The sequence below is a fragment of the Lentzea sp. DG1S-22 genome (assembly GCF_036321065.1).
GTDB lineage: Bacteria > Actinomycetota > Actinomycetes > Mycobacteriales > Pseudonocardiaceae > Lentzea > Lentzea jiangxiensis.
Map to the genome: position 1 here is coordinate 4369078 of NZ_CP143276.1, position 19597 is coordinate 4388674.

At 70.7% G+C, this 19597-nt stretch carries 24 protein-coding genes and 2 tRNA genes; 12 read left to right on the forward strand and 14 right to left on the reverse strand.

Annotated features, from left to right (window positions below; genetic code table 11):
• The first annotated feature begins 216 nt into the window (after positions 1-216).
• Positions 217-993: a hypothetical protein gene (locus V1227_RS19815; RefSeq protein ID WP_329787102.1), complete on the forward strand. Its 777-nt coding sequence runs from the start codon at positions 217-219 to the stop codon at positions 991-993.
• A gap of 44 nt (positions 994-1037) precedes the next feature.
• On the opposite strand, the gene V1227_RS19820 is transcribed toward V1227_RS19815, so the two are convergent.
• Positions 1038-1397 (reverse strand): hypothetical protein, encoded by a 360-nt coding sequence (locus V1227_RS19820; RefSeq protein ID WP_329787103.1) that lies wholly within the window; start codon positions 1395-1397, stop codon positions 1038-1040.
• Between the two features lie 158 nt (positions 1398-1555).
• Here V1227_RS19820 and V1227_RS19825 point away from each other — a divergent pair, with 158 nt between their 5' ends.
• From V1227_RS19825 to V1227_RS19840, 4 genes are all read left to right on the forward strand, one after another.
• Positions 1556-2428, forward strand: coding sequence for a hypothetical protein (locus V1227_RS19825; protein ID WP_329787104.1), 873 nt, complete (start codon positions 1556-1558; stop codon positions 2426-2428).
• A 64-nt stretch (positions 2429-2492) separates the two neighbouring features.
• Positions 2493-2855 (forward strand): hypothetical protein, encoded by a 363-nt coding sequence (locus tag V1227_RS19830; RefSeq protein WP_329787105.1) that lies wholly within the window; start codon positions 2493-2495, stop codon positions 2853-2855.
• 130 nt (positions 2856-2985) lie between these two features.
• Positions 2986-3657 (forward strand): response regulator transcription factor, encoded by a 672-nt coding sequence (locus tag V1227_RS19835; protein WP_329787106.1) that lies wholly within the window; start codon positions 2986-2988, stop codon positions 3655-3657.
• The gene (locus V1227_RS19840; RefSeq protein ID WP_329787107.1) at positions 3654-4985 is read left to right on the forward strand and encodes a sensor histidine kinase; all 1332 of its coding nucleotides are present in this window, start codon (positions 3654-3656) and stop codon (positions 4983-4985) included. Before V1227_RS19835 ends, V1227_RS19840 begins: the two co-directional genes overlap by 4 nt.
• Here the strand turns inward: V1227_RS19840 and V1227_RS19845 are convergent.
• Both V1227_RS19845 and V1227_RS19850 read right to left on the reverse strand, forming a co-directional pair.
• Entirely contained in the window at positions 4963-5823 is an 861-nt protein-coding gene (locus V1227_RS19845) for an exodeoxyribonuclease III (RefSeq protein ID WP_329787108.1), read from the reverse strand. The two genes, V1227_RS19840 and V1227_RS19845, sit on opposite strands and share 23 nt — an antisense overlap.
• A gap of 23 nt (positions 5824-5846) precedes the next feature.
• A complete protein-coding gene (locus tag V1227_RS19850; protein ID WP_442916543.1) occupies positions 5847-6965 on the reverse strand; it encodes an MFS transporter in 1119 nt (372 codons plus the stop codon).
• Between the two features lie 74 nt (positions 6966-7039).
• Here V1227_RS19850 and V1227_RS19855 point away from each other — a divergent pair, with 74 nt between their 5' ends.
• Positions 7040-7771, forward strand: a complete 732-nt coding sequence (locus V1227_RS19855) for an AraC family transcriptional regulator (protein ID WP_329787110.1) — start codon at positions 7040-7042, stop codon at positions 7769-7771.
• Here the strand turns inward: V1227_RS19855 and V1227_RS19860 are convergent.
• Complete coding sequence (locus V1227_RS19860) at positions 7768-8463, reverse strand: SDR family NAD(P)-dependent oxidoreductase (RefSeq protein WP_329787111.1); 696 nt, start codon at positions 8461-8463, stop codon at positions 7768-7770. The two genes, V1227_RS19855 and V1227_RS19860, sit on opposite strands and share 4 nt — an antisense overlap.
• A 109-nt stretch (positions 8464-8572) precedes the next feature.
• Between V1227_RS19860 and V1227_RS19865 the strand changes: the two genes are divergently transcribed.
• A complete protein-coding gene (locus V1227_RS19865; protein ID WP_329787112.1) occupies positions 8573-9130 on the forward strand; it encodes a TetR/AcrR family transcriptional regulator in 558 nt (185 codons plus the stop codon).
• An 88-nt stretch (positions 9131-9218) separates the two neighbouring features.
• Here the strand turns inward: V1227_RS19865 and V1227_RS19870 are convergent.
• Positions 9219-9296, reverse strand: a tRNA-Ile gene (locus V1227_RS19870).
• A gap of 103 nt (positions 9297-9399) precedes the next feature.
• Here V1227_RS19870 and V1227_RS19875 point away from each other — a divergent pair.
• Positions 9400-9861, forward strand: coding sequence for a GNAT family N-acetyltransferase (locus tag V1227_RS19875; protein WP_329787113.1), 462 nt, complete (start codon positions 9400-9402; stop codon positions 9859-9861).
• On the opposite strand, the gene V1227_RS19880 is transcribed toward V1227_RS19875, so the two are convergent.
• Positions 9816-10673, reverse strand: coding sequence for an oxygenase MpaB family protein (locus tag V1227_RS19880; protein ID WP_329787114.1), 858 nt, complete (start codon positions 10671-10673; stop codon positions 9816-9818). The two genes, V1227_RS19875 and V1227_RS19880, sit on opposite strands and share 46 nt — an antisense overlap.
• Before the next feature lie 139 nt (positions 10674-10812).
• Positions 10813-10885, reverse strand: a tRNA-Asn gene (locus V1227_RS19885).
• 143 nt (positions 10886-11028) lie between these two features.
• Here V1227_RS19885 and V1227_RS19890 point away from each other — a divergent pair.
• Positions 11029-11310, forward strand: a complete 282-nt coding sequence (locus V1227_RS19890; protein WP_236223685.1) for a hypothetical protein — start codon at positions 11029-11031, stop codon at positions 11308-11310.
• Positions 11311-11316: 6 nt separating this feature from the next.
• On the opposite strand, the gene V1227_RS19895 is transcribed toward V1227_RS19890, so the two are convergent.
• Genes V1227_RS19895 through dnaG form a run of 3 tightly spaced genes read right to left on the reverse strand, consistent with a single transcriptional unit; the run spans position 11317 to position 14471 of the window.
• A complete protein-coding gene (locus V1227_RS19895; protein WP_329787115.1) occupies positions 11317-12057 on the reverse strand; it encodes a trans-aconitate 2-methyltransferase in 741 nt (246 codons plus the stop codon).
• Positions 12058-12081: 24 nt separating this feature from the next.
• Positions 12082-12582: a hypothetical protein gene (locus V1227_RS19900; protein ID WP_329787116.1), complete on the reverse strand. Its 501-nt coding sequence runs from the start codon at positions 12580-12582 to the stop codon at positions 12082-12084.
• Positions 12582-14471, reverse strand: coding sequence for a DNA primase (gene dnaG / locus V1227_RS19905; protein ID WP_329787117.1), 1890 nt, complete (start codon positions 14469-14471; stop codon positions 12582-12584). The genes V1227_RS19900 and dnaG overlap by 1 nt, the downstream gene beginning before the upstream one ends.
• Before the next feature lie 35 nt (positions 14472-14506).
• On the opposite strand from dnaG, the gene V1227_RS19910 reads away from it, so the two are divergent.
• Together V1227_RS19910 and V1227_RS19915 are read left to right on the forward strand one after the other, a co-directional pair.
• The gene (locus V1227_RS19910; RefSeq protein ID WP_329787118.1) at positions 14507-15370 is read left to right on the forward strand and encodes a sigma-70 family RNA polymerase sigma factor; all 864 of its coding nucleotides are present in this window, start codon (positions 14507-14509) and stop codon (positions 15368-15370) included.
• Between the two features lie 114 nt (positions 15371-15484).
• Positions 15485-16111 carry a dioxygenase family protein gene (locus V1227_RS19915; RefSeq protein WP_329787119.1) on the forward strand — a complete coding sequence of 209 codons (627 nt, stop codon included), beginning with the start codon at positions 15485-15487 and terminating at the stop codon, positions 16109-16111.
• Here V1227_RS19915 and V1227_RS19920 read toward each other — a convergent pair whose 3' ends face one another.
• Entirely contained in the window at positions 16112-16729 is a 618-nt protein-coding gene (locus tag V1227_RS19920; protein ID WP_329787120.1) for a class I SAM-dependent methyltransferase, read from the reverse strand.
• 198 nt (positions 16730-16927) lie between these two features.
• Entirely contained in the window at positions 16928-17485 is a 558-nt protein-coding gene (locus tag V1227_RS19925) for a carboxymuconolactone decarboxylase family protein (RefSeq protein WP_329787121.1), read from the reverse strand.
• Between the two features lie 82 nt (positions 17486-17567).
• On the opposite strand from V1227_RS19925, the gene V1227_RS19930 reads away from it, so the two are divergent.
• Complete coding sequence (locus V1227_RS19930) at positions 17568-17744, forward strand: hypothetical protein (RefSeq protein ID WP_157512840.1); 177 nt, start codon at positions 17568-17570, stop codon at positions 17742-17744.
• Here V1227_RS19930 and V1227_RS19935 read toward each other — a convergent pair.
• Together V1227_RS19935 and V1227_RS19940 are read right to left on the reverse strand one after the other, a co-directional pair.
• Positions 17741-18259: a Scr1 family TA system antitoxin-like transcriptional regulator gene (locus V1227_RS19935; RefSeq protein ID WP_329787122.1), complete on the reverse strand. Its 519-nt coding sequence runs from the start codon at positions 18257-18259 to the stop codon at positions 17741-17743. The genes V1227_RS19930 and V1227_RS19935 overlap by 4 nt on opposite strands.
• 299 nt (positions 18260-18558) lie before the next feature.
• The gene (locus tag V1227_RS19940) at positions 18559-19566 is read right to left on the reverse strand and encodes a serpin family protein (protein WP_329787123.1); all 1008 of its coding nucleotides are present in this window, start codon (positions 19564-19566) and stop codon (positions 18559-18561) included.
• Between the last annotated feature and the right edge of the window lie 31 nt (positions 19567-19597).

Sequence of the window (19597 nt, forward strand, 5' to 3'; positions counted from 1 at the left end):
GCGGCCGACGAAAGTAGTTGTGTCGGCAGGCAAATTGCCTTTGCGACCTGCGGAAAGCGAACTGCCCACAGCGGCACCCTAGGTCGGCTGGATCTCCCGCTGCAACGCGGTCCCCCGGAGGCACCAACGGTGGAACACGGGTAGTTACCCCCTAGGACGCACGCGGTGACCTTGTCAGTCTTGAAGGCTTGGGACGTGCCTGGGAGGGAGCCGATCATGGCCGCTGACGGTCTCGTGGTGGACGTCCGGGAGCAGAGCGGTGTCCTCGTCGTCCGCTTCAGCGGGCGGCTCGACTGGGTGACGTACATGCGGGCGCAGGACGTGCTGCTCGACCACGCCACCAAGGAGCTCGTCGGCGTCGTCGTGGAGCTGGACGAGCTGGTCACCGAGTCCCCCGCGCTGCTCGTGCTGTTCGACGTCGTGTGGCTGTCCGCGGCGCGCTGGCCCGGGATCTCGCTGAGCCTCGTGGTGAGCGACCACGAGCTGCGGTCGACGCTCGAGTCCCGCGGGCTCCCGCGGCACATCCCGCTGCACTCGTCGACGGCGGCCGCGGTGGCCGCGGTCGTGCGGCTCAAGCACGAGGACAGGGTGGACGCGGCGCTGCCGACGTGCCGCTGCCTGCCGCACGTGGCCGAGCGGATCACCGAACGCGCCTGCGAGCGGTGGGGTGTCCAGTCGCTGCTCGACGTCGCCCCGCAGATCGCCGTCGAGCTCGTGTCGCACATCGAGGACGACAGTCCACTGGCGCTGCTGCTGCGCATGCGTGGTGACAAGTTGTCCGTTGCCGTGCGCACGACCGCGCGGTTCGACCTCAGGCAGTGGCACATCATGCGGCGCAACATCGCGTCCATCGCCGTCTGCAACTTCACCATGGGCGAGACGCCCGCCGGGGGTGGCCGGCACATCGTCTGGGCGATGCTCGACGTGCCGGAGGACAGCAGGCGGCCCCCGAGCTACCTCCCGGAGATCGCCGCCTTCACCCACCAGGGTTAACGCTTCCGGGTCATTCGGCAAAGCCGTTCTACCGGCGTGCGTCCCTACCGGGCGTGCATCGCCGCGATGCTGGTGCGGCAGGCCTGGACGACCTGGCGGTTCGCCGCCGTGTCGGGGGTGCCGTAGCCGCACCTCGGGCAGAACAGGACCGCGTTCGTCCCGTCGACGTGCACGTCGAGCGCACGGCGGCACGGACGGCACCAGCGCTGCCCGGTGAAGGGCATGACGTGGTCGGGGAGGGCAACGCACTGGTGCAGCCAGCAGCGGTGCCGTCCGCACGTCACCCGGGCGTGGGGGTCGAGGCCGAACTCCTGCGCCAGGTCTTCCGCGCTCAGCACCGCTGTGAGAGTCGCGTTGTCGGTCTCGGAGGAGGTCACCGGTCGCAGGTGCCCGCGTCGCCTCATGACGAGAACAATGCCCTTGCCGGGGAGCGCGGTTGTACCCGGATTTATACCCGTTCAACCTCACCCCCCGCCGGATTCCACTTCGCGCAGCACACCCTTTCCAGCGGCACGCGGGCGTCCTACTCTCGGATTTCAACGGCGGCGCAGAGGTGTACTACATGGCGAATCCTGCGTACTTCCCTCCCCCGCACTCCAGCCGCATCGGCGCGAGTGACGTCGAGCAGCTGGAGTCGCAAACGCGCTCACTGCGTTCCGTGGACTACCGGTACGGAGGAGAGGCGTGCCGGGACGCCGTCGTCGTCCGCATCTACTGGGCCCAGCAGCTGCTCACGGCCGAGGCGTCGGACGCGGTGCGGGCACGCCTGCTGTCCGCCGTCGCGGACCTGCACAACCTCGCCGGGTGGACGTCGTTCGACAGCGGCCAGGTCGGGGCGGCCTACCACCATTTCGACCGCGCGCTGGATTACGCGCGCCACGACGAAGAGCTGACGACCAACATCGTTTATCGGCGTGGGCGCGTGCATCTGCACCACGGCGCACCGGGTGATGCGCTGGCGTATTTCCAGAGGGGCGCTTTCGCACCGTTGGCGGCGAGCATCATGTACGTGAACGAGGCGTGGGCGTACGCGCGCCAGGGCCGTTCCGCGGAGGCTTTGCGGGCGTTGGGCAAGGCTCAGGACTCGTTCGCGGCCTCCGGCTCGGCGCACGTGCCGGACTGGGCGCGGTTCCACGACGAGACCGACCTGACCGCGATGGTCGGCGTGGTCCACGCCGAGCTCGGCGACACCCGGCTCGCGATCCCGGCGCTGTCCGAGTCGGTCGAGCGGTTCGGGCCGGCGATGGCGCGCAGCCGGACGTTCTGCCTGATCGCGCTGGCCTGCTGCCACTTCCTCGACGGCGACCTCGACGAGGGCCGGGTCGTGGCGATGCGGGCGATGAGCGCGGCGCGGGAGCTGCGGTCGGAGCGGGTGTGGGACCGGATGCGCCCGCTGGAGCAGGCCGCGGCGGTGCGCGGGGTGGCGCTGCGCTGATCTTTGCAGAACCCGAACATCCGGCGCACCCGGCTCTGATCGTGGGCGGCCATCGTTGTGCGCCATGAACATTTCGCGAATCGGTGGACTCGTGCCGGTACTGCTGCTGCTGGGCGTGGGGACCGCGTCGGCGCAGGAACCGATCACGATCAGCCCGGAGAAGGTGCAGAAGATCTGTTCGGAGCGGGTGCCGCGGATCGAGTCCCGCGTGAAGGCGCTGACGGACAGGATCAACGGCGGCCCGGAGACGCTCGGCTCGAAGAAGTGGATCGAGCAGAAGGCCGCCGACGCCCGCAAGGCCGGCAACACCGCCCGCGCGGACGTGCTGGACGCGCGGCTCGAGCTGCGCGACGCGCAGCTCGTGAAGCTGGGCAAGGCCGCCGAGCGGGTCGCCGGGTTCAAGTCCGAGCACTGCGGGGCGAAGTGAGGTGGCTCGCCGCCCTGGCGCTGCTGGTCTCGCTGACGGCGTGCCGGGCCGAGGAGCCTCCCGGACCTCGATGATGTGGAATCAACGCTGAACAGCATCGAGTCGGACATCAACCAGCCGGGGTGAACGCGTGGATCGTGGCCTGGTGCTCGTCGTGGAGGACGAACCGGCGATCGCGGAGCTGGTCGCGCTGTACCTGCGGCGCGACGGGTTCGGCGTGCACCTGGAGTCCTCGGGGGACGCGGCACTGGCCGCGGTCCGGTCGCTGTCGCCGGTGGCGGTGGTGCTGGACGTCGGCCTGCCCGTGCTGAACGGCATCGAGGTGTGCCGGGCGATGCGCGCGGCCGGTGACTGGACGCCGGTGCTGTTCGTGACGGCGCGCGACGACGAGGTCGACCGCCTGCTCGGCCTGGAGCTGGGCGCGGACGACTACATCACCAAGCCGTTCAGCCCGCGCGAGCTGGCCCTGCGCGTCCGGACGGTCCTCCGTCGCGCTTCCAGGCCCGTCTCCGACGTTCTGCAGGTGGGTGCAGTACGGCTCGATGTCGGCGAACGGCGTGCGTTCGCCGGTGGTGACGAGGTGTCGTTGACCTCCACGGAGTTCGGGCTGCTCGCGCACCTGATGAAGAACCCGCGTCAGGTGTTCTCGCGCGAGCAGCTCCTGAGCGCCGTGTGGGGTTATTCGTCCGTGGCCGGCACACGAACCGTGGACGTGCACATCGCCCAGTTACGCGCCAAGTTCGGTGCTTGCAGTCCGATCCGGACGGTGCGCGGCGTCGGTTACTCGGCGGACGCGTCATGACCCTGTCGACCCGGATCGCGTTGGTGTGCCTGGGAGTCGTGGTCGTGGCCGTCGTCGTCGCGGGCTTCGTCTCGGCCCGTCTCGTCCTGTCGACGTCGCAGCAGGTGAGCCGCGAGATCCTGCGCTCGCAGGCCGACGTGGTGGCGGGCCAGATCTCGAACGACCGCGTCGAGCGGGTCTTGGAGGGCCAGGGCATCGCGATCGTCCGGATCTCCGCCACCGGCGAGGTGACGGGGTCCGACCGCGCCGCCGTCCGCGCGGCCCGGGACGTCGGCGTGCGCGAGGTGCTGTCCGGTTCTCCGGTGTCGGGGGTGAGCGGCCGCCTGAACGTGGAGGCCCGTCCGTCGGGGGCGGGCGGCTTCGCCCTGGTCCAGGAGACCGAGACCGGCGGCACCTACCGCAAACTGGTGCGCAACATCGTGTTCGCCCTGGGCGTCGGCCTGCTGGTGGCGGCCCTGGCGGGCCTCGCCCTGGGCGCGTACCTGGCCCGGCCGCTGCGCCGGGTGGCCACCGTGGCCCACTCGATGGGCGCGGGCCGGCGCGACCTGCGCGCCCCGGTGGCGGGCGCCGCCGAGGTGGCCGAGGTCGCCGCGTCCGTGAACTCGCTCGCGGAGGCGTTGCAGCGCAGCGAGTCCCGCCAGCGCGACTTCCTGCTCTCCGTCTCCCACGAGCTCCGCACCCCGCTGACCGCCGTGACGGGCTTCGCCGAGTCCCTGGCCGACGGCGTCGTCTCCGGTGACCGGGTGGCCCCCGTCGGCACCGTGATCCTGGACGAGGCCCGCCGCCTCGACCGCCTGGTGACCGACCTGCTCGACCTGGCCCGCCTGGGCGCCGACGACTTCCGCCTGGACCTGGCCGCCGTGGACCTGGAGCCGGTCGTCCGCTCGGCCGCCGAGGTCTGGCACGCCCGCTGCCACGCCCGCGGGGTGGAGTTCTCCCTGCAGGTCACGGCCTCGCCGGTGGTGTGGGCGGACGCGCGCCGCCTCCGCCAGGTCGTCGACGGCCTGATGGAGAACGCCGTGCGCGTCACCCCCGCCGGCCGCCCCGTGGTGCTCGCGCTGTCGTCGGTGCTCCAGGTGCGCGACGGCGGGCCGGGGCTGGCCGCCGAGGACTACCCCGTGGCGTTCGACCGCGGGGTGCTGCACGCGCGGTACCAGGGGTCGCGGCCGGTCGGGACCGGCGTGGGGCTCGCACTCGCGCACGGGCTGGTGACGCGGATGGGCGGGATGATCGTGGCCGGACCGGCCGCGGAGGGCGGGGCGGCCTTCACCGTGGCGCTGCCGCCGGCAGGACCTCGGCGGCCGGTCACTTCGACTGCGGGAGCTTGACCTTCTTCTTCGCTCCCGGCGCCGACGGCGGTGGCACCACCGGCCCGATGTCCCCGTCCGGGGCCTCGTCCAGATCGACGATCACCGGTGCGTGGTCGCTCGGCCCGGTGCCCTTGCGCGCGTGCCGGTCGATCCACGCGGCCTTGGCCCGCGGCGCCACCGAGTCGGACGCGAGGATCAGGTCGATCCGCATGCCGAGGTCGCGGTGGAACATCCCGGCCCGGTAGTCCCAGTAGCTGAACACCCGCTCGGTGGGCCAGCGGTCGCGCACGACGTCGTGGAACCCCAACGCCTTGATGGCCTCCAAGGCGGCGCGTTCGGGTTCGGTGACGTGGGTCGAGCTCGCGAAGGCGTCGGGGTCGAACACGTCGGCGTCGGCGGGGGCGATGTTGATGTCGCCGCACACCAGCGCGTCTGCGGGGCCCGCCTCCAGCACGTCGCGCAGAGCGGCGAGCCATTCGAGCTTGTACTTGTAGTGGTCCGATTCCGGCTCACGGCCGTTCGGCACGTACAGCGAGTGCACCCGCACGCCACCACACGTCGCCGCCACGGCACGGGCCTCGATGTGCGGGAAGCCCGGTGCGCCGGCCACGCCCACGGCCACGTCGTCCAGGCCGACGCGCGAGAGCAGTGCGACGCCGTTCCACTGCGTTTCGCCGAACAGCGCGAACTCGTAGCCGCGTTCCGTCAAGGAGTCACCGAGCAGTGCCGTGAAGGCGTCGTCGGCCAGCTTCGTCTCCTGCAGGCACACGACGTCCGGCTGCCGCTGGTCGAGCCACGGCAGCAGGCGGGGCACGCGTTGCTTGACGGAGTTCACGTTCCAGGTCGCCACTCGCACGCTCCAACCGTAGCCATCCGCGCTCAAGCCCGCATGGAACGAGGCGACCTCAGGCCCCGCGCCGCCGCCCACGCGATCACCGGCAGCACCACGAGCGACAGCAGGCCCCACTGCAGGTCCCACACGCCCGCGACCACGCCGACCACCGGCGAGCCCAGGCCTCCGACGCTCACCGCGAGGCCCAGCGTGACGCCGCTGGCGGTGCCGACGCGGTTCGGCAGGTAGTCCTGGCCGAGGGTGACGTGCAGCGAGAACGGCACGTACAGCGCCACGGCCGTCAATGCCACCATCAGGTAGACGAGAGGTCCCGGCACCAACGCGATCCCTGCGACGGCAGGCACCGCCGCGGCATAGGACACCTGCAACACGCGCACGCGTCCCCACCGGCCGGCGAGCACGCCACCGAGCAACGTGCTCGCCGCACCCGCACCGAACAACACCACCAGCGCCGCGGCTCCCGCGACAGGACCCCCTCCGACGCGTTGGGTCACCCAGATCGCGAGGAACGTGCCCAGCCCGAACGTCACCATCGACCTCGCGACGATCACCACGGTCAGCCTGCTGAACTGGCCCCAGTCGTCCCGGCCGGAGCGGTCCGCCACCGAGGCCGCCGCACCGTGCACGCCGCGCAGCGCCAACGCCGTGAGCGTGCTCCCCACCAGCGCGGGAACGGCCAGCAACGGGCTCCAGGCCAGCCCGCCGAACGCCAGGACCGGCGTGACGAGCACCGGCCCGAGCGCGAACCCGACGTTGCCCCCGACCGAGAACCAGCTCATGCCGACGTGGCTGTCCTGCGCGACCCGGCGCGCCAGGCGGGCCGCCTCCGGGTGGTACGCGGCGACCCCCAGGCCCGACAACGCGATCGCCAGCCAGGTGAGCAGGTACGACTCGCTCAACCCCGACAGCCCGATGCCCGCGCCGGCCACCGCCATGCCGACGGGGACCAGCCACGGCATCGCGCGCCGGTCGGTCAGGTGGCCGAACAGCGGCTGCACGACCGACGACAGCAGCGTTGCGGCGACCGTGATCCCGGCCGCCGCGACGTAGCCGTAGTGGCGTTCGGCGACCAGGAACGGCACCACGGCCGGGACCGCGCCCTGGTAGAGGTCGTTCACCGCGTGCCCGGCGACCAGGACCGACATCCGCCGGCGGGAGTTGCTCACACACCGATTCTGGCCCCGCGACAGCGTTCGCGATTCCGATATTCTGCCGTTGCATGTCGCATTCTCGCCATCTGCCCGCGGCGCCGACCACGAGCCGCGACCTGGCGGCCACCAGTGGCATCACGGCGCACTGGCACGACGAGAACCAGCTCGTCTACGCCAGCCGCGGCGTCGTGGCCGTGCACACCGAGACGTCGAGGTGGATCGCGCCCGCACACCGTGCGTTGTGGATCCCTTCTGGCGCAGTGCATTCACACCGCGCGTATGGCGTCACACGGCTGCATCTGCTCGGGCTGACCCAGAACCCGTTGCAGCTCCACGAACCGACAGCACTCGCCGTCTCCCCTCTGCTCCGTGAACTGCTGATCGCTTACACAGAGCTCGACGACCGAGAAACCCCTGCAGGCAAACGAATGCACGCCGTCCTGCTCGACCAGCTCGCCACCGCGTCCGAACGACCGGTGCGCGTCCCCGCCGCCCGCGACCCCAGGCTCGCGGCGGTCTGCGCCGCGCTCGAGACCGACCCCTCGGACACCCGCGGTCTCGACGCCCTGGGCCGTTCGGCCGGCGTGAGCGGAAGAACGCTGACCCGGCTGTTCCGCGACGAGATGGGCATGACGTTCCCCCAGTGGCGCACGCAACTGCGGCTCTACCACGCCCTGCGCCTGCTCGCCGAAGGCCAGCCCGTCACCGCCGTGGCCCTGCGGTGCGGTTTCGCCACCGCCAGCGCGTTCATCGACGTCTTCCGGCGCTCGCTCGGCCACACCCCCGGCTCGTACCTCTAGAAGACCGAGAACACCTCCTCCGCGCGGTCCCGCTGCACGAACATCTGCCACGCGACGTCCGCGATGGCGTCGGGATCCAGCGTGCGCACCTCGCCGAACTTCTCCGGCGCCGCCGTCACCGCCCGGTGGATGTCCCCCCGTTCGACGAGCCCGCCGATCGTCAGCGTGCCGGCGTACACGCCCTTGCCGGCGAGCGCCGCGTTGAGCGTCAGCGCGTAGTTCCTCAGCGCCGCACCGGAAAGCGCGAGCGCCCCGAGCATCGGCATCGGCCGCACAGCGCTCAGCCCACCGGCGAACAACAGCCCGCCACCGCGCTCGGTCACGCCCGGCAGCACGTGCTGAACGACGTCGATCGCCGGGTAGAGCCAGCCCATCGCCCTGCGGGCGTCTTCCGACGTCGTCACCGCGATGTCCTCCGGCGCCTCGCCCAGGTCGGTCGCACCGGGCCCGTAGTACACGACGTCCACCGGCCCGATCGAGTCCAAAGTGGACCTCAGCTGACCGGGGTCGCGCACGTCAGCCGCGAATGCCCGCGCCTTCACCCCCTGCGCCGCCAACCCCGCCAGATACCCCTCGTGCCGTTGCGCGCTGCGGGAAACGAGCACGACGTCGTACCCCTCGCGCCCGAACCGGTGCGCGACCGACAGACCGAGCCCGGGACCAACCCCGAGCACCACCGCGGTGGGAGACATGGGTTCCGTCCTTCCGCCCCTAATTCGAGGGTGGCCTCGACTTACTCGGCCGACGCTACCACAAAACTTGAGGCCACCCTCGACTTAACCGCTGAGTAGGATCCGGCGCATGGTCACCGCGTCGAGGCCCCTGCGTGCGGACGCGGCACGCAACAGGGACAAGCTGCTGGCAGCGGCCGCGGAACTCTTCGCGGACCGAGGCCTCGACGTGCCGCTGGAACACATCGCCCGCAAGGCCGGCGTCAGCATCGGCACGCTCTACAAGCACTTCCCGACCCGCGACGACTTCGTGTCGTCGATCTTCCCGGAACGCCTCGCCGCACTGGAGGTCATCGGCGCCAAGGCCCTGGCCGACCCCGACCCGTGGCGCGCGTTCACGACGTACCTGGACGACCTCTACGCACTGCAGGCACAGGACCGCGGCCTGAACGACGTGCTGGCCCGCGACCTGCCGAACGCCCCCGAGGTCGTCTCCGCCTGCCACCGGGGCGCGGGCCACGCCCAGGCACTGATCACGCGCGCGGCCGACGCGGGCGTGCTGCGCACCGACTACTCGATCGCCGACCTGGCCACGCTGACCAGGGCGATGGCCCAGGTGATCAGGGACGTGCCCGGCGAGTGGCGCCGCTTCCTGTCGATCTACGTCGAAGGCCTGCGCGCAAGCTGAGCGGGTTCAGGCGACGACCGGAGCCGTGGTCCTGCCGCACTCCATTCGCCGTTTTGAAGCCAAGTGCACGTGCTTCTACCTGACGTCGTGGTGGGGCAGGTCGGATTCGAACCGACAACCTGACAGATTATGAGTCTGCTGCTCTGACCGGTTGAGCTACTGCCCCCTGCAGCGACAAGCTCCCCCGCTAACGCTGCGTGGTGGAGGATACCGATCACGCCGGACGGGCCTTGCGCGCCCCCGTGGCGAGCGACACATAGGCTGCACGCGTGCGTCTGACCCTCCGCGACTTCACCCCGGCGGACGAGCCCGAGGTGCTGCGGCTGTTCGCCGACTGCGACGACTGGTTCCAGGCCGCGACGGGTCATCCGTCCGGGCCCGGTGACGTGCAGAGCCTGTTCTACGCGTTGCCGGAGGGGGCGGCGTTCGAGCAGAAGCACCTGCTGGTCGCGCAGGCCGAGGGCATGATCGGGTTCGTCGACCTCGTGCTGGACCACCCGGAGCCGAGGGACGCGAGCATCGGGTTCTTCCTGGTGCCCAAGGACCTGCGGCGGTGGGGCATCGGGCGGGAGATGGCGCGGGCGCTCGCCGAGCGGTTCCCGGGCGTCACGCGCGTGCACGTCCGGATGGACGACTTCGAGCCCGGCACCGAGTTCCTCAAGGCGCTGGGTTTCACGCCCCGAGGTCAGAGGGCGGTGCTGGAGCTCGCGCCGAGGTCGGACGGGCGGTAGCCGCGCGGGTAGCCGGGGTAGGTGCGGTTGCGGGTGGAGGTCAGCTTCACCTCGCGGCGCACCGGCATCCGGCGGACGACGGCGGCGCGCAGGCGCAGCGCCAGTCGTCCCGCGGCGCCGACCCACGCCGGAGGCGCCGTGAAGCCGAACGCGCGCACCATGTGCTCGTCCAGCATCGAGACCACGGCGCGTGACACCACCGGGCGCGCGACGGACGGGTACCACGAGCAGAACAGGTCGAGCGTGTACTGGCCGATGCGGCGGTTCGACGGCGCGAACACGAAGTGCTCCTGCTCGTAGGCCGTCTTGAACGCCAGGAACTCGTCGTAGCCGGCCGGGATCTCGCGGATCCCCATGCGGGCACCGACCGCGCGGTAGAAGTGGAACGCGGCCAGCCGCTCGTTGTGCGTCAACGGCCGCCAGCCGTAGCGCCGCAGCCAGTCGATGGGGTCGTAGATGAACGTCGACAGCACGTAGAGCATGTCGGCGTTCGAGATGTCGTAACGGCCGTGCTGCCGGTTGACCACGCGCAGCGCCTCACGTCCGCGCGCCGAGTCGTAGCCGTGTTCCACGAGCTCGGCCATCAGGACAGCGGTGTCGTCGTAGCGCTTCTGCGGCCGTCGTTCGAACTCGCCGGTGCGTTCCAGCAGCCCCGAGATCGTCGGGACGCAGTACGTGCGGAACAGCGCCATCTCCAGCGCCTTCTGGTAGTCCCACGGGAACTCGAGGCCGGCGGAGATCCGCATGATCTCCTGGTGGTCGGTCACGGGGTCCAGGGCGGAGATCCGGCGGAGGTTCGCGAAGCGGGCCATGTCCCCAAAGTCATGCACGGGAGCCGAAACCGGTAGACCCCACTTGGATGAGCGGGGTGGCCTGCGAACTCACGAGGGACGGCCGCGAACGAGGTGAGGCCCCGTCCTCAATCGGACGGGGCCTCACCTCATTGCTACGCTCCCCCAACTGGACTCGAACCAGTAACCCTGCGATTAACAGTCGCATGCTCTGCCAATTGAGCTATGGGGGAATGTTCTGTTGTTCTGCACTGTCAGGCTTGGTTCCTCCTGACAGTGGGTAACTCTACATGAGCCTCAAAAGGGGTTTTGCAAGCACCCCCCACTTTGCGGCGAAACAGGGCCTGACCAGGCACGATGCGAGAGGAGACGCCACATGAAGGGCATCTTGGTCGGTGCGGCCATCGGCTACGTGCTCGGCGCGAAGGCCGGACGGGAGCGCTACGACCAGATCGTGCGCCTTTGGCACCGCTTCGTCGAGAACCCGACGGTGCGCAAGACGGCGAGCCAGGCGAAGGACAAGGCGTTCGAAGCCGCAGTTCAGGCCAAGGACCTCGCCGCCGACGCCGCCGAGAAGGCCGCGGAGAAGGCTCCGTGGAAGCACCAGGCGGAGTCCAACGGCAAGGCCTTCACGCCTCCGGCGACGCCGCGGGCGTGACGAGCTTCACACTCGCGCCACCGCGAAGATCCGCCTGAAAGGGAACCAAGTGGTGCCGTCGGCGCGCGCGGGGTACGCCTCGCGCAGCCGCGGCGCCAGTTCCGCCACGTAGGCCTCCCAGTCCGCTGAGGACAGTGCCGCCCGGACGGGTCGCAGCGCCGTTCCGGTCACCCATTCGAGCACGGGGTCGGGACCGGAGAGCCGCTGCACGTACGTCGTCTCCCAGACGTCCACAGTGGAGCAGTCGCCCAGCAGTCCGGCGTACTCCACCGGGCTCAGCACCGGCTTGTCGTCACGGAAGACGTGTGCCAGCGCCTCGCCCGCCACCTCGCGGATCAGCCTGTGCGACGGGCTCGTGAAGTTGCCCGGCACCTGGAACGCGAGCCACGCGCCCGAAGGCAGCGAGGAAGCCCACCCGGACACGATCGAGGGATGTTCGGGGACCCACTGCAGCACCGCGTTGGACACCAGGACGTCGGTGTCGGGCGCCGGGCGCCAGGTCCTCACGTCGTCCACGCGCGCGTCGACGCCGGCGGCACGGGCCGCCTCGACCATCTCCGGCGACGAGTCGAACGCCTCGACCACGGCCGAGGGCCAGCGCGCGGACAGCGAGACCGTCAGGTTGCCCGGTCCGCAGCCCACGTCCACCACGCGCCGAGGCTCCGAGACCTGGACGCGCGCCATGAGCTCGTAGAACGGCCGCGCCCGGTGATCGGCGAAGGCCAGGTACTGCGCCGGATCCCACATACGACTTACAGTACAGGCGTACTGCTATCCCGCAAGCTTCGCGGCGAACGCCGAGACGGCCTCGCGCACGTCGGCGAGAGCGACACCCGCGTCGCCGCGCGCCTGCCACACCACGCCGTCCTGGCCGGGGATCTTGCGCTGCAGGATCCACACGCCCGGCGACTCGACGCGTTCGCGGTGCCGGATCGACCCCTCGACGCGCTGGCTGATCGCCCGCAGCACGCGACCGGGGTCGTCCAGGCCGAACCGTTGTGCGGGAAGGTCCTCCAGCAGCACGACAGGACCCTCGACGGAGGCCTCGGTGGCCTCCACGACCCGCAGCGCGCCCTCCCACTTCACCTTGCTGACGAGGTGCCAGCCGATCCGGCGCGGCTCCTCGCCCGGCAGCCACAGGCCGAGCGACGTCACGACGAGGTGGCCGCCGCCCTGCACGGGCGTGGACGCGATGACGGTCTCGTCCTTCTCCAGCGCGCCGGTGAACCCGTCCGGCGCGCCGTTGCCGAACAACCGCTTGAACAAGCCCACTACAGCACTCCAGCGCTCTGCTGCAGGAGCGCCTTGCGGTACTCCTCCAGCGCCACCAGGTCGCCCCACAGCGCCCGGTACTCGTCGGCGTCCTTGATCGGCGACAGCCGCCGCAGCCGCGACTTCACGTCCTCGACCTGCTTGCCGACCTGCACCTCCTGCAGGCGCGCGATCACCATCGACACGTAGCGGAACTCGTCGTTCTGCTTGACGGTCAACGGTTCCACGGCGAGCTCGGTCAGCACCGACCGCACCGACGCGTGCCGGCACGCCTGCGAGATCGCGTCGAGGTACGCCGTGCCCGCGAGGCCGCTGGACGCACCACCGGCGTCGCGGATCGCGCGGTGCAGCGCCACGTACGCGGGGTCGGTGAAGGCCTCGTCCGGCAGCGAGTCGTACAGCGGCCCGGCGTACTCCGGCAGCCGCAGCGCGATCTTGAGGACCTCGCGCTCGGGCACCAGCCGGGGGTCGCGCGGGTTCGGCCGCGGCGGGCCGTCGACCTCGACGCCGAGCGCCATCTGGTTCGGGTCGGCGCGCTGGGCGGGCGCGACCGGGGCCTTGCCGCCGGCGGTCTGGCGCACCCGGCGCACGACCATCGCCTCGTCGTCCCAGCCGACCCACCAGGCGAGCCGCGTCGCGTAGCCGTCGCGCTTGGCGCGGTCCTTGATCTGCGCGACGAACGGCACCATCTTCTTGAGCGCCTCGACGCGCCCGTCCACGGAGTCGAGGTCGTACGCCTTGAGCTGCGCCTTGATGGCGAACTCGATCAACGGCGTGCGCCGCGCCACCAGGTCGCGCACCGCCACGTCGCCCTTGGCCTGCCGCAGCTCGCACGGGTCCATGCCGTCGGGCGCCACCGCGATGTAGGTCTGCGCGTTGAACTGCTGCTCGCCCTCGAACGCCTTCAGCGCGGCCTTCTGCCCCGCCTCGTCGCCGTCGAAGGTGAAGATGACCTCGCCGTTGACGTCGTCGTCGATCAGCAGCCTGCGCAGCACGTTCATGTGGTCCGTGCCGAACGCCGTGCCGCAGGACGCGACCGCGGTCGGCACGCCCGCCAGGTGCATCGCCATCACGTCGGTGTAGCCCTCGACGATGACCGCCTGCTTGCGCTTGGCGATCTCGCGCTTGGCCTGGTCGAGCCCGAACAGCACCTGCGACTTCTTGTAGATCATCGACTCGCTGGTGTTCAGGTACTTGGCCTGGATCGGGTCGTCGTCGAAGATCCGGCGCGCGCCGAACCCGACCACCTCGCCGCCGATGTCCTTGATCGGCCACAGCAGCCGCCGGTGGAACCGGTCGATCGGGCCCTGGCGGCCCTCCTTGGTGAGCTGCGCCTTGATCAGCTCCTGCAGCTCGAAACCGCGCCCAAGCAGGTGTTTGGTGAGCTTGTCCCAGCCGCCCGGCGCGAAGCCGCACCCGAACTGGCGTGCCGCGGCCTCGTCGAACCCGCGCTCGGCCAGGAACTCCCTCGCGGGCTGCGCGTCCGGCGTCGCGAGCTGCTCCGCGTAGTACTCGGCGGCGGCCTTGTGCGCCTCGATGAGCCTGCTGCGCGTGCCCCGGTCGCGCTGGATCGTCGCGCCGCCGCCCTCGTAGACGAGCTGGATGCCCGCGCGGTCCGCGAGCCGCTCGACGGCCTCGACGAACGACAGGTGCTCGACCTTCATCACGAAGGCGATCACGTCGCCGCCCTCGCCGCAGCCGAAGCAGTGGAACGTGCCGTGCGACGGGCGCACGTTGAACGACGGCGTCTTCTCGTCGTGGAAGGGGCACAACCCCTTGAGCGCGCCTCCGCCGGCCCGCTTCAGCGAAACCTGGTCACCGACGACCTCGTCGATCCGGCTGCGCTCACGCACCAACGCGATGTCGCTCTCCCTGATGCGTCCTGCCACGCGTCCGAGTCTAATCCTTTGGCAAACTGCCAACCGTGACCGCCGCCGACGTCTTCGGACTCCACCGCGCGCACCTGATCGGTGTCGCCTACCGCCTGACCGGCAGCATCGCCGACGCGGAGGACGCGGTGCAGGAGGCGTGGCCGCGGTTCGCGAAGGCGGAGCACGTGCAGGACGCGCGCGCCTGGCTCACGACGGTGGTGAGCCGCATCTGCCTGGACCGGCTGCGCTCCGCCGCCGTGCGCCGCGAGACGTACGTGGGCTCGTGGCTGCCGGAGCCGTTGCTCACGACCGGCGAGGACGAGGACCCGCTGGCGAGCGTGGTCCGGTCGGACGGCGTGCGGATGGCGGCGCTGGTGGTGCTCGACCGGCTCACGCCCGACCAGCGCGTGGCGTTCGTGCTGCACGACGCGTTCTCCTTGCCGTTCAACGAGATCGCCGGCGTGCTGCAGGTCTCGGAGGCCTCCGCCCGCCAGCACGCGTCCCGCGCCCGCAAGGCCGTCGCGGACGCCGAGCCACCGCCCCGCGCGGCGCTGGCCGAGCAGCAGGAGGTGCTGGAGAAGTTCCTGCGGGCCATGTCGAGCGGGGACATCGACGCCGTGCTGGAACTGCTCCACCCGAACGCCGTCATGATCGGCGACGGTGGCGGCAAGGTGCGCACGGCGGTCAACACGGTCTCGGGCGCGGACAAGGTCGCCCGATTCTTCCTCGGCCTCTTGCGCAAGTACGGCTACCCGGAGGCGCACCGGCCGGTGCTGGTCAACGGCGACCTGGGCGTGCTCATGCCGGCCTACGGCGAGGTGACGGCCCGTGTGACGGCGTTCACGGTGCACGACGGCAAGGTCGCCGCGATCTACGACATCGCGAACCCGGACAAGCTCGCCCACGTCGAGTTCTGACGGGCTTTTGGTCTGGACCGTAACTGGAGGCGCCGATCGTTCCGGCACTAACGTTCGGCCCCGTCGGTCCAGCCCAAGCCCCCTGCCGCGGGTTGCAACCACCGGAGTTCGACCATGCCCGAACAAGACGTCCCCTCACGCCGGGCGTTCCTCGCGACCGGCGCGGCCGCCGTCGTCGCGCTGACCGCCGCCGGCACCACCACGGCGCGCAGTGCGCCCCTACCCCTGACCCCGACCTGCGTCGATGACGACGACACCCCGTCGAACATCGAGGGTCCCTACTTCAAGCGGGACTCCCCGCAGCGCACGAACCTGCGCACGCCCGGCGTGACCGGCGTCGTGCTCAGCCTGACCGGGTTCGTCTACACGATGAAGTGCGAGCCGATCCCGAACGTCCTGCTGGACTTCTGGCAGGCCGACGACCGCGGCGTGTACGACAACCGGACGTACAAGATGCGCGGGCACCAGTTCACCAACGCCTCCGGCGCGTACGTGCTGGAGACGATCATCCCGAAGGACTACCCCGGCCGGACCCCGCACATCCACGTGAAGGTGCAGGCGCGGGGCGGTCCCGTACTCACCACGCAGCTGTTCTTCCCGGACACCCTGCGGGCCTACGGGATGAACGTGGCCTGGCTGAACCGCCGCGACGCCTACCTCGACCGCGAGTGCGAGGTCGCGCTCGGGCCGCTCGTCGGCAACCGCTACACCGCCAGGTTCGACTTCGTCATCGGCACGTGATCACCACCGCAGGCGCAGCAGCTTCCCGACGTCGCGCAGCTTCGGGATCGCGCTGACGACCTTCATCTGGATCCTGCCGGACCTGGGCAACGCGTCCAGGTGCGGCAGGTCCACGCTGCGCCAGGCGTCCACTGTGGTCAGTCCGGGGTGCAGCGCCTCGATCTCGCGCGGGTCGTCGACGCCCCAGTGCAGGGTCGCGCCCGCGTTGCGCACGGCCGGCACGAGCTTCTGCAGCTTGATCCCCCACGACCCGTAGACGTCGAACAGCAGCTCACCGCTGGGGAACCGCTCGGTGATCCGGCGGATCAGCGCGTGGCCGTCCTCCCGCGTCAGGTACATCGTCAGGCCCTCGAACACCCCGACGACCGGGCGGTCGGCGGGCACCTCGGCGAGCCACGCGTCCTCGGTGACCGACGACGCCACCAGCCGGTAGTCGCCCGGCGGCACCGGCAACAGCTTGTGCCGCAACGCGACGACGTCCGGCATGTCGACGTCGACCCACCGCACGGTGCCGGGCCGTTCGATCCGGTGCGCGCGGGTGTCGAGGCCGCAGGCCAGGTGCAGCACCGTGCAGGAAGGGGTGCGGCGGAGGAACTCGCGCGTCCAGTCGTCGAGCACCCTTCCCGGATGGCGACGCCGACGGCGCTCGTCGTGGTCATCCCGGTCTTCGTGAAGTCGTAGTCGATTCGGTCCGCGGCGCGCTTCGCCTCGTCGTCGTGCAGCACGGACGCGGGGCGCTCGCTGTCGAGCGCCCGTCCGTACAGCGTGGCGAGCATGGTCTCCTGCGCACCCGTCAGGGTGATCTTCTCCACCCTCCTAGTGTGTCGGGACGCGACAGGCGTCACCACTGGTGAATCCCTGGTCCCTGATGTCGAACGCGCTGTTGAACCGGGCGCGCTGGTTCTCCAGGGCGATCTGGTAGGTCAGCGCGACGAGTTCCTTGCGCCCCAGCAGCCGCTCCAGCTCGGCGACCTGCTCGTCCGTGACGGTGACGGGCGTGCCGGTCACCGCGTCGGCGTAGGCGAGCGCCTTGCGCTCGACGTCGGTGAACAGCGGCGAGGTGGCGTAGTCGTCGATGTGCGCGAGCCGCTCGACGTCCAGACCGCCGTGCTTCATCAGCATGGCGCCGAAGTCGACGCACCACGAGCAGCCGAGCCGCACCGCCGTGCGGTAGACGCAGAGCTCGAACAGCGGCCCGTGCACGGCCTTCTTGACCGCCAGCTCGTGCCGCCCGCTCGCGATCAGCAGCCGCAGGTGGTGCGCCATGACCGTGACGGGCTCCGGCACCGCCCCGAACTCGCGCCGCGCGAACCAGTACAGGGCCTTCGTGAGCAGGCCCGCGTCCTTCTTGGTGACCCCGTTGATCCTCGTCATGACCAGTGGACGGGGCAGCCCGCCGGAACGTGACACCTTTGGGTGACTGGGTCGGGAGGCGGTCTGCTCATAGGGTCCACGCATGAGCAACGACTTCGTGCTGGACATCGATCACGAGTCGGCCGGCCTCCTCGCGGGAACGCTGCTGGCGGGCGATTCGTGCGCGGTGCCGGTGCGACACCAGAACGTCAAACTGCTGCTGTGCGCACTGCCGGGCGAGGACGGGATGCGCCTGTTCCTGCGGCGGAACACGCCTTAGCGGTCGTACACGGCCACATATTTCATGAGCACGTCGCGCGAACGTTCGTTGTCGAGGGCCACGGCGTGCATGCGCTGGAAGATGTGCACGGCGCGTTCCACGGTCGCCGCGTCGCTGGCGAGCGTCCAGTTGGCGAGGTAGACCAGCGGCGGCTCGTGCTCGTACTGGATGAGCGCGTAGTCGAGCCCGACCGCCGCCGCCCCGCCCGCGCTGGCGGGCACCACCCGGATGGAAGGAGCGTGGAACAGCAGGTGCAGGACCTGGTCCTCCATCAGCCGGTTGCCGCCGACCACGGTCTGCAGCGCGTACTCGTGGATGAAGAACACGCACCGGGGCGGCACCCCGTCCTGCCGCAGCTCCGGTGCCGGCGCGAAGCCCAGCGCCCTGGTCAGCGCCTTCGCGTAGCACTCGGTCCTGAGCAGGACGGGGATGGTGACGCCGCTGAAGCAGGTGATACTCGTGGCGCCCGCCGCGGCGAGCACGACGAGCTGCTCGCCGGCACCGTGCTGGGTCATGCGCAGAACGGTAAGCCCATGATCATGATCGCGCCGTGCGAAACGCTCGCCCATCAGAGCGGCACGCCGTCACGGATGGGCGACCTGCGCGAGGAAGTAGACGGGTGGCCGCGCGTCCGCCGGGAGCGTGGAACAGCCGTGGTTTCGTGGCGTTGGCCTTGAACGGGCGCCGCCAGGCCACCTCCAGGTGCAGGCGTTGACGAGAACGGCGGCGGTGGCCGGCGAGACGTGCCCGAGCAGCTCGGGGACCAGGCCGCGCGTCGCCGGGGTCGAAGCCGGAGAGCAGGACGTCCAGCCGGCTAGGGGCGCGCGACCTGCGCGAGGAAGTAGATCGCGCCGGAGCGGGCGTGCCGGACCGCCAGCAGGAACGGCCGGTCGACGTCCACCACGACCGGGTCCGCCGGGATCTCGAAGGACACCGTCCGGAACGTGACGGCGGTGGCCGCGGCGCCCTCGAGGCCCTCCTCGTCCAGGCGCAGCACCGCCTCGTGGACCACGTCGTCGACGAACAGCCGTTCGTCCGGCGAGAGCCCGCTGAAGTCCGCGTTGCGGGTGAACATACTCCGGACCCCGAGCCGCTCCACCACGTTCTTGAGCGTGAGCTTCTCGCGCACGTCCACTTTGGGCAGTGACAGCTCGAGCCGGGTGAACTCCCGCGCCTCGAACACGGCCGGCGTCAGCGGCTGCTCCAGCGACTCGTCCGGCAGCAGGACCACGGCCTCGACGCCGGAGTCGGCGGGCAGCACGATCGTCTGCCAGCCGTCGCGCCGGGCGTAGCGGAACTTCTCGGTGACCTTCATCGTCGGCACGTCCACGTCACCACCGGGCGCGTGGAACGGCTTCGGCGCCGTCTCCCCCGCGGAGAACGCGTTCAGCCACCCGACCTTGAGGTACAGGGCGTTGACGATGATCGCCGCGGCGTCCGGGGGCGGCGGGCTCTCCAGCAGCTCGGGGATGAGGCCGCGGGTGGTCTCGGCGACGTCGGTGTTGACGAGCTTGCGGACGGTCGAAGGGTCGGAGAACGTCGTGCGCCGCACCGAGCCGGTGAGCGAGAAGCCCGGATCGAGGGTCAGGTCGTCGTCGGCCCACAGCGTGTTCGCGACCGCCAGCTCGGGCACGTCGAGCGCGTCCGAGGCGTCGAAGCCGCGCAGCAGCCCTTCGAGTTCGGCGCGCGTCTCGCCGCGGGCCGCCTCCCGGGCGAGGGCGAGCGCGCTGGCCACGGAGAACGGTGACCAGCAGGCGTTCGAGGACGGGTCGGGGACGGCGACGCGGTGCAGGTCCAGGGTGAACTCGGCCTGATCGGTCACGGGGGGCTCCTGTCGTCGGCGACCTCCCCGA

What these genes read in the sequence shown, in the direction of transcription:
- V1227_RS19840 (WP_329787107.1), top strand. Translation starts at nt 3,654, where the DNA reads ATGACCCTGTCGACCCGGATCGCGTTGGTGTGCCTGGGAGTCGTGGTC.
- V1227_RS19935 (WP_329787122.1), bottom strand. Translation starts at nt 18,259, where the DNA reads ATGACCCAGCACGGTGCCGGCGAGCAGCTCGTCGTGCTCGCCGCGGCG.
- V1227_RS19880 (WP_329787114.1), bottom strand. Translation starts at nt 10,673, where the DNA reads ATGGCCCGCTTCGCGAACCTCCGCCGGATCTCCGCCCTGGACCCCGTG.
- V1227_RS19855 (WP_329787110.1), top strand. Translation starts at nt 7,040, where the DNA reads ATGTCGCATTCTCGCCATCTGCCCGCGGCGCCGACCACGAGCCGCGAC.
- V1227_RS19895 (WP_329787115.1), bottom strand. Translation starts at nt 12,057, where the DNA reads ATGTGGGATCCGGCGCAGTACCTGGCCTTCGCCGATCACCGGGCGCGG.
- V1227_RS19820 (WP_329787103.1), bottom strand. Translation starts at nt 1,397, where the DNA reads ATGAGGCGACGCGGGCACCTGCGACCGGTGACCTCCTCCGAGACCGAC.
- V1227_RS19850 (WP_442916543.1), bottom strand. Translation starts at nt 6,965, where the DNA reads ATGTCGGTCCTGGTCGCCGGGCACGCGGTGAACGACCTCTACCAGGGC.
- V1227_RS19930 (WP_157512840.1), top strand. Translation starts at nt 17,568, where the DNA reads ATGAGCAACGACTTCGTGCTGGACATCGATCACGAGTCGGCCGGCCTC.
- V1227_RS19830 (WP_329787105.1), top strand. Translation starts at nt 2,493, where the DNA reads ATGAACATTTCGCGAATCGGTGGACTCGTGCCGGTACTGCTGCTGCTG.
- V1227_RS19915 (WP_329787119.1), top strand. Translation starts at nt 15,485, where the DNA reads ATGCCCGAACAAGACGTCCCCTCACGCCGGGCGTTCCTCGCGACCGGC.
- V1227_RS19825 (WP_329787104.1), top strand. Translation starts at nt 1,556, where the DNA reads ATGGCGAATCCTGCGTACTTCCCTCCCCCGCACTCCAGCCGCATCGGC.
- V1227_RS19865 (WP_329787112.1), top strand. Translation starts at nt 8,573, where the DNA reads ATGGTCACCGCGTCGAGGCCCCTGCGTGCGGACGCGGCACGCAACAGG.
- V1227_RS19925 (WP_329787121.1), bottom strand. Translation starts at nt 17,485, where the DNA reads ATGACGAGGATCAACGGGGTCACCAAGAAGGACGCGGGCCTGCTCACG.
- V1227_RS19890 (WP_236223685.1), top strand. Translation starts at nt 11,029, where the DNA reads ATGAAGGGCATCTTGGTCGGTGCGGCCATCGGCTACGTGCTCGGCGCG.
- V1227_RS19860 (WP_329787111.1), bottom strand. Translation starts at nt 8,463, where the DNA reads ATGTCTCCCACCGCGGTGGTGCTCGGGGTTGGTCCCGGGCTCGGTCTG.
- V1227_RS19815 (WP_329787102.1), top strand. Translation starts at nt 217, where the DNA reads ATGGCCGCTGACGGTCTCGTGGTGGACGTCCGGGAGCAGAGCGGTGTC.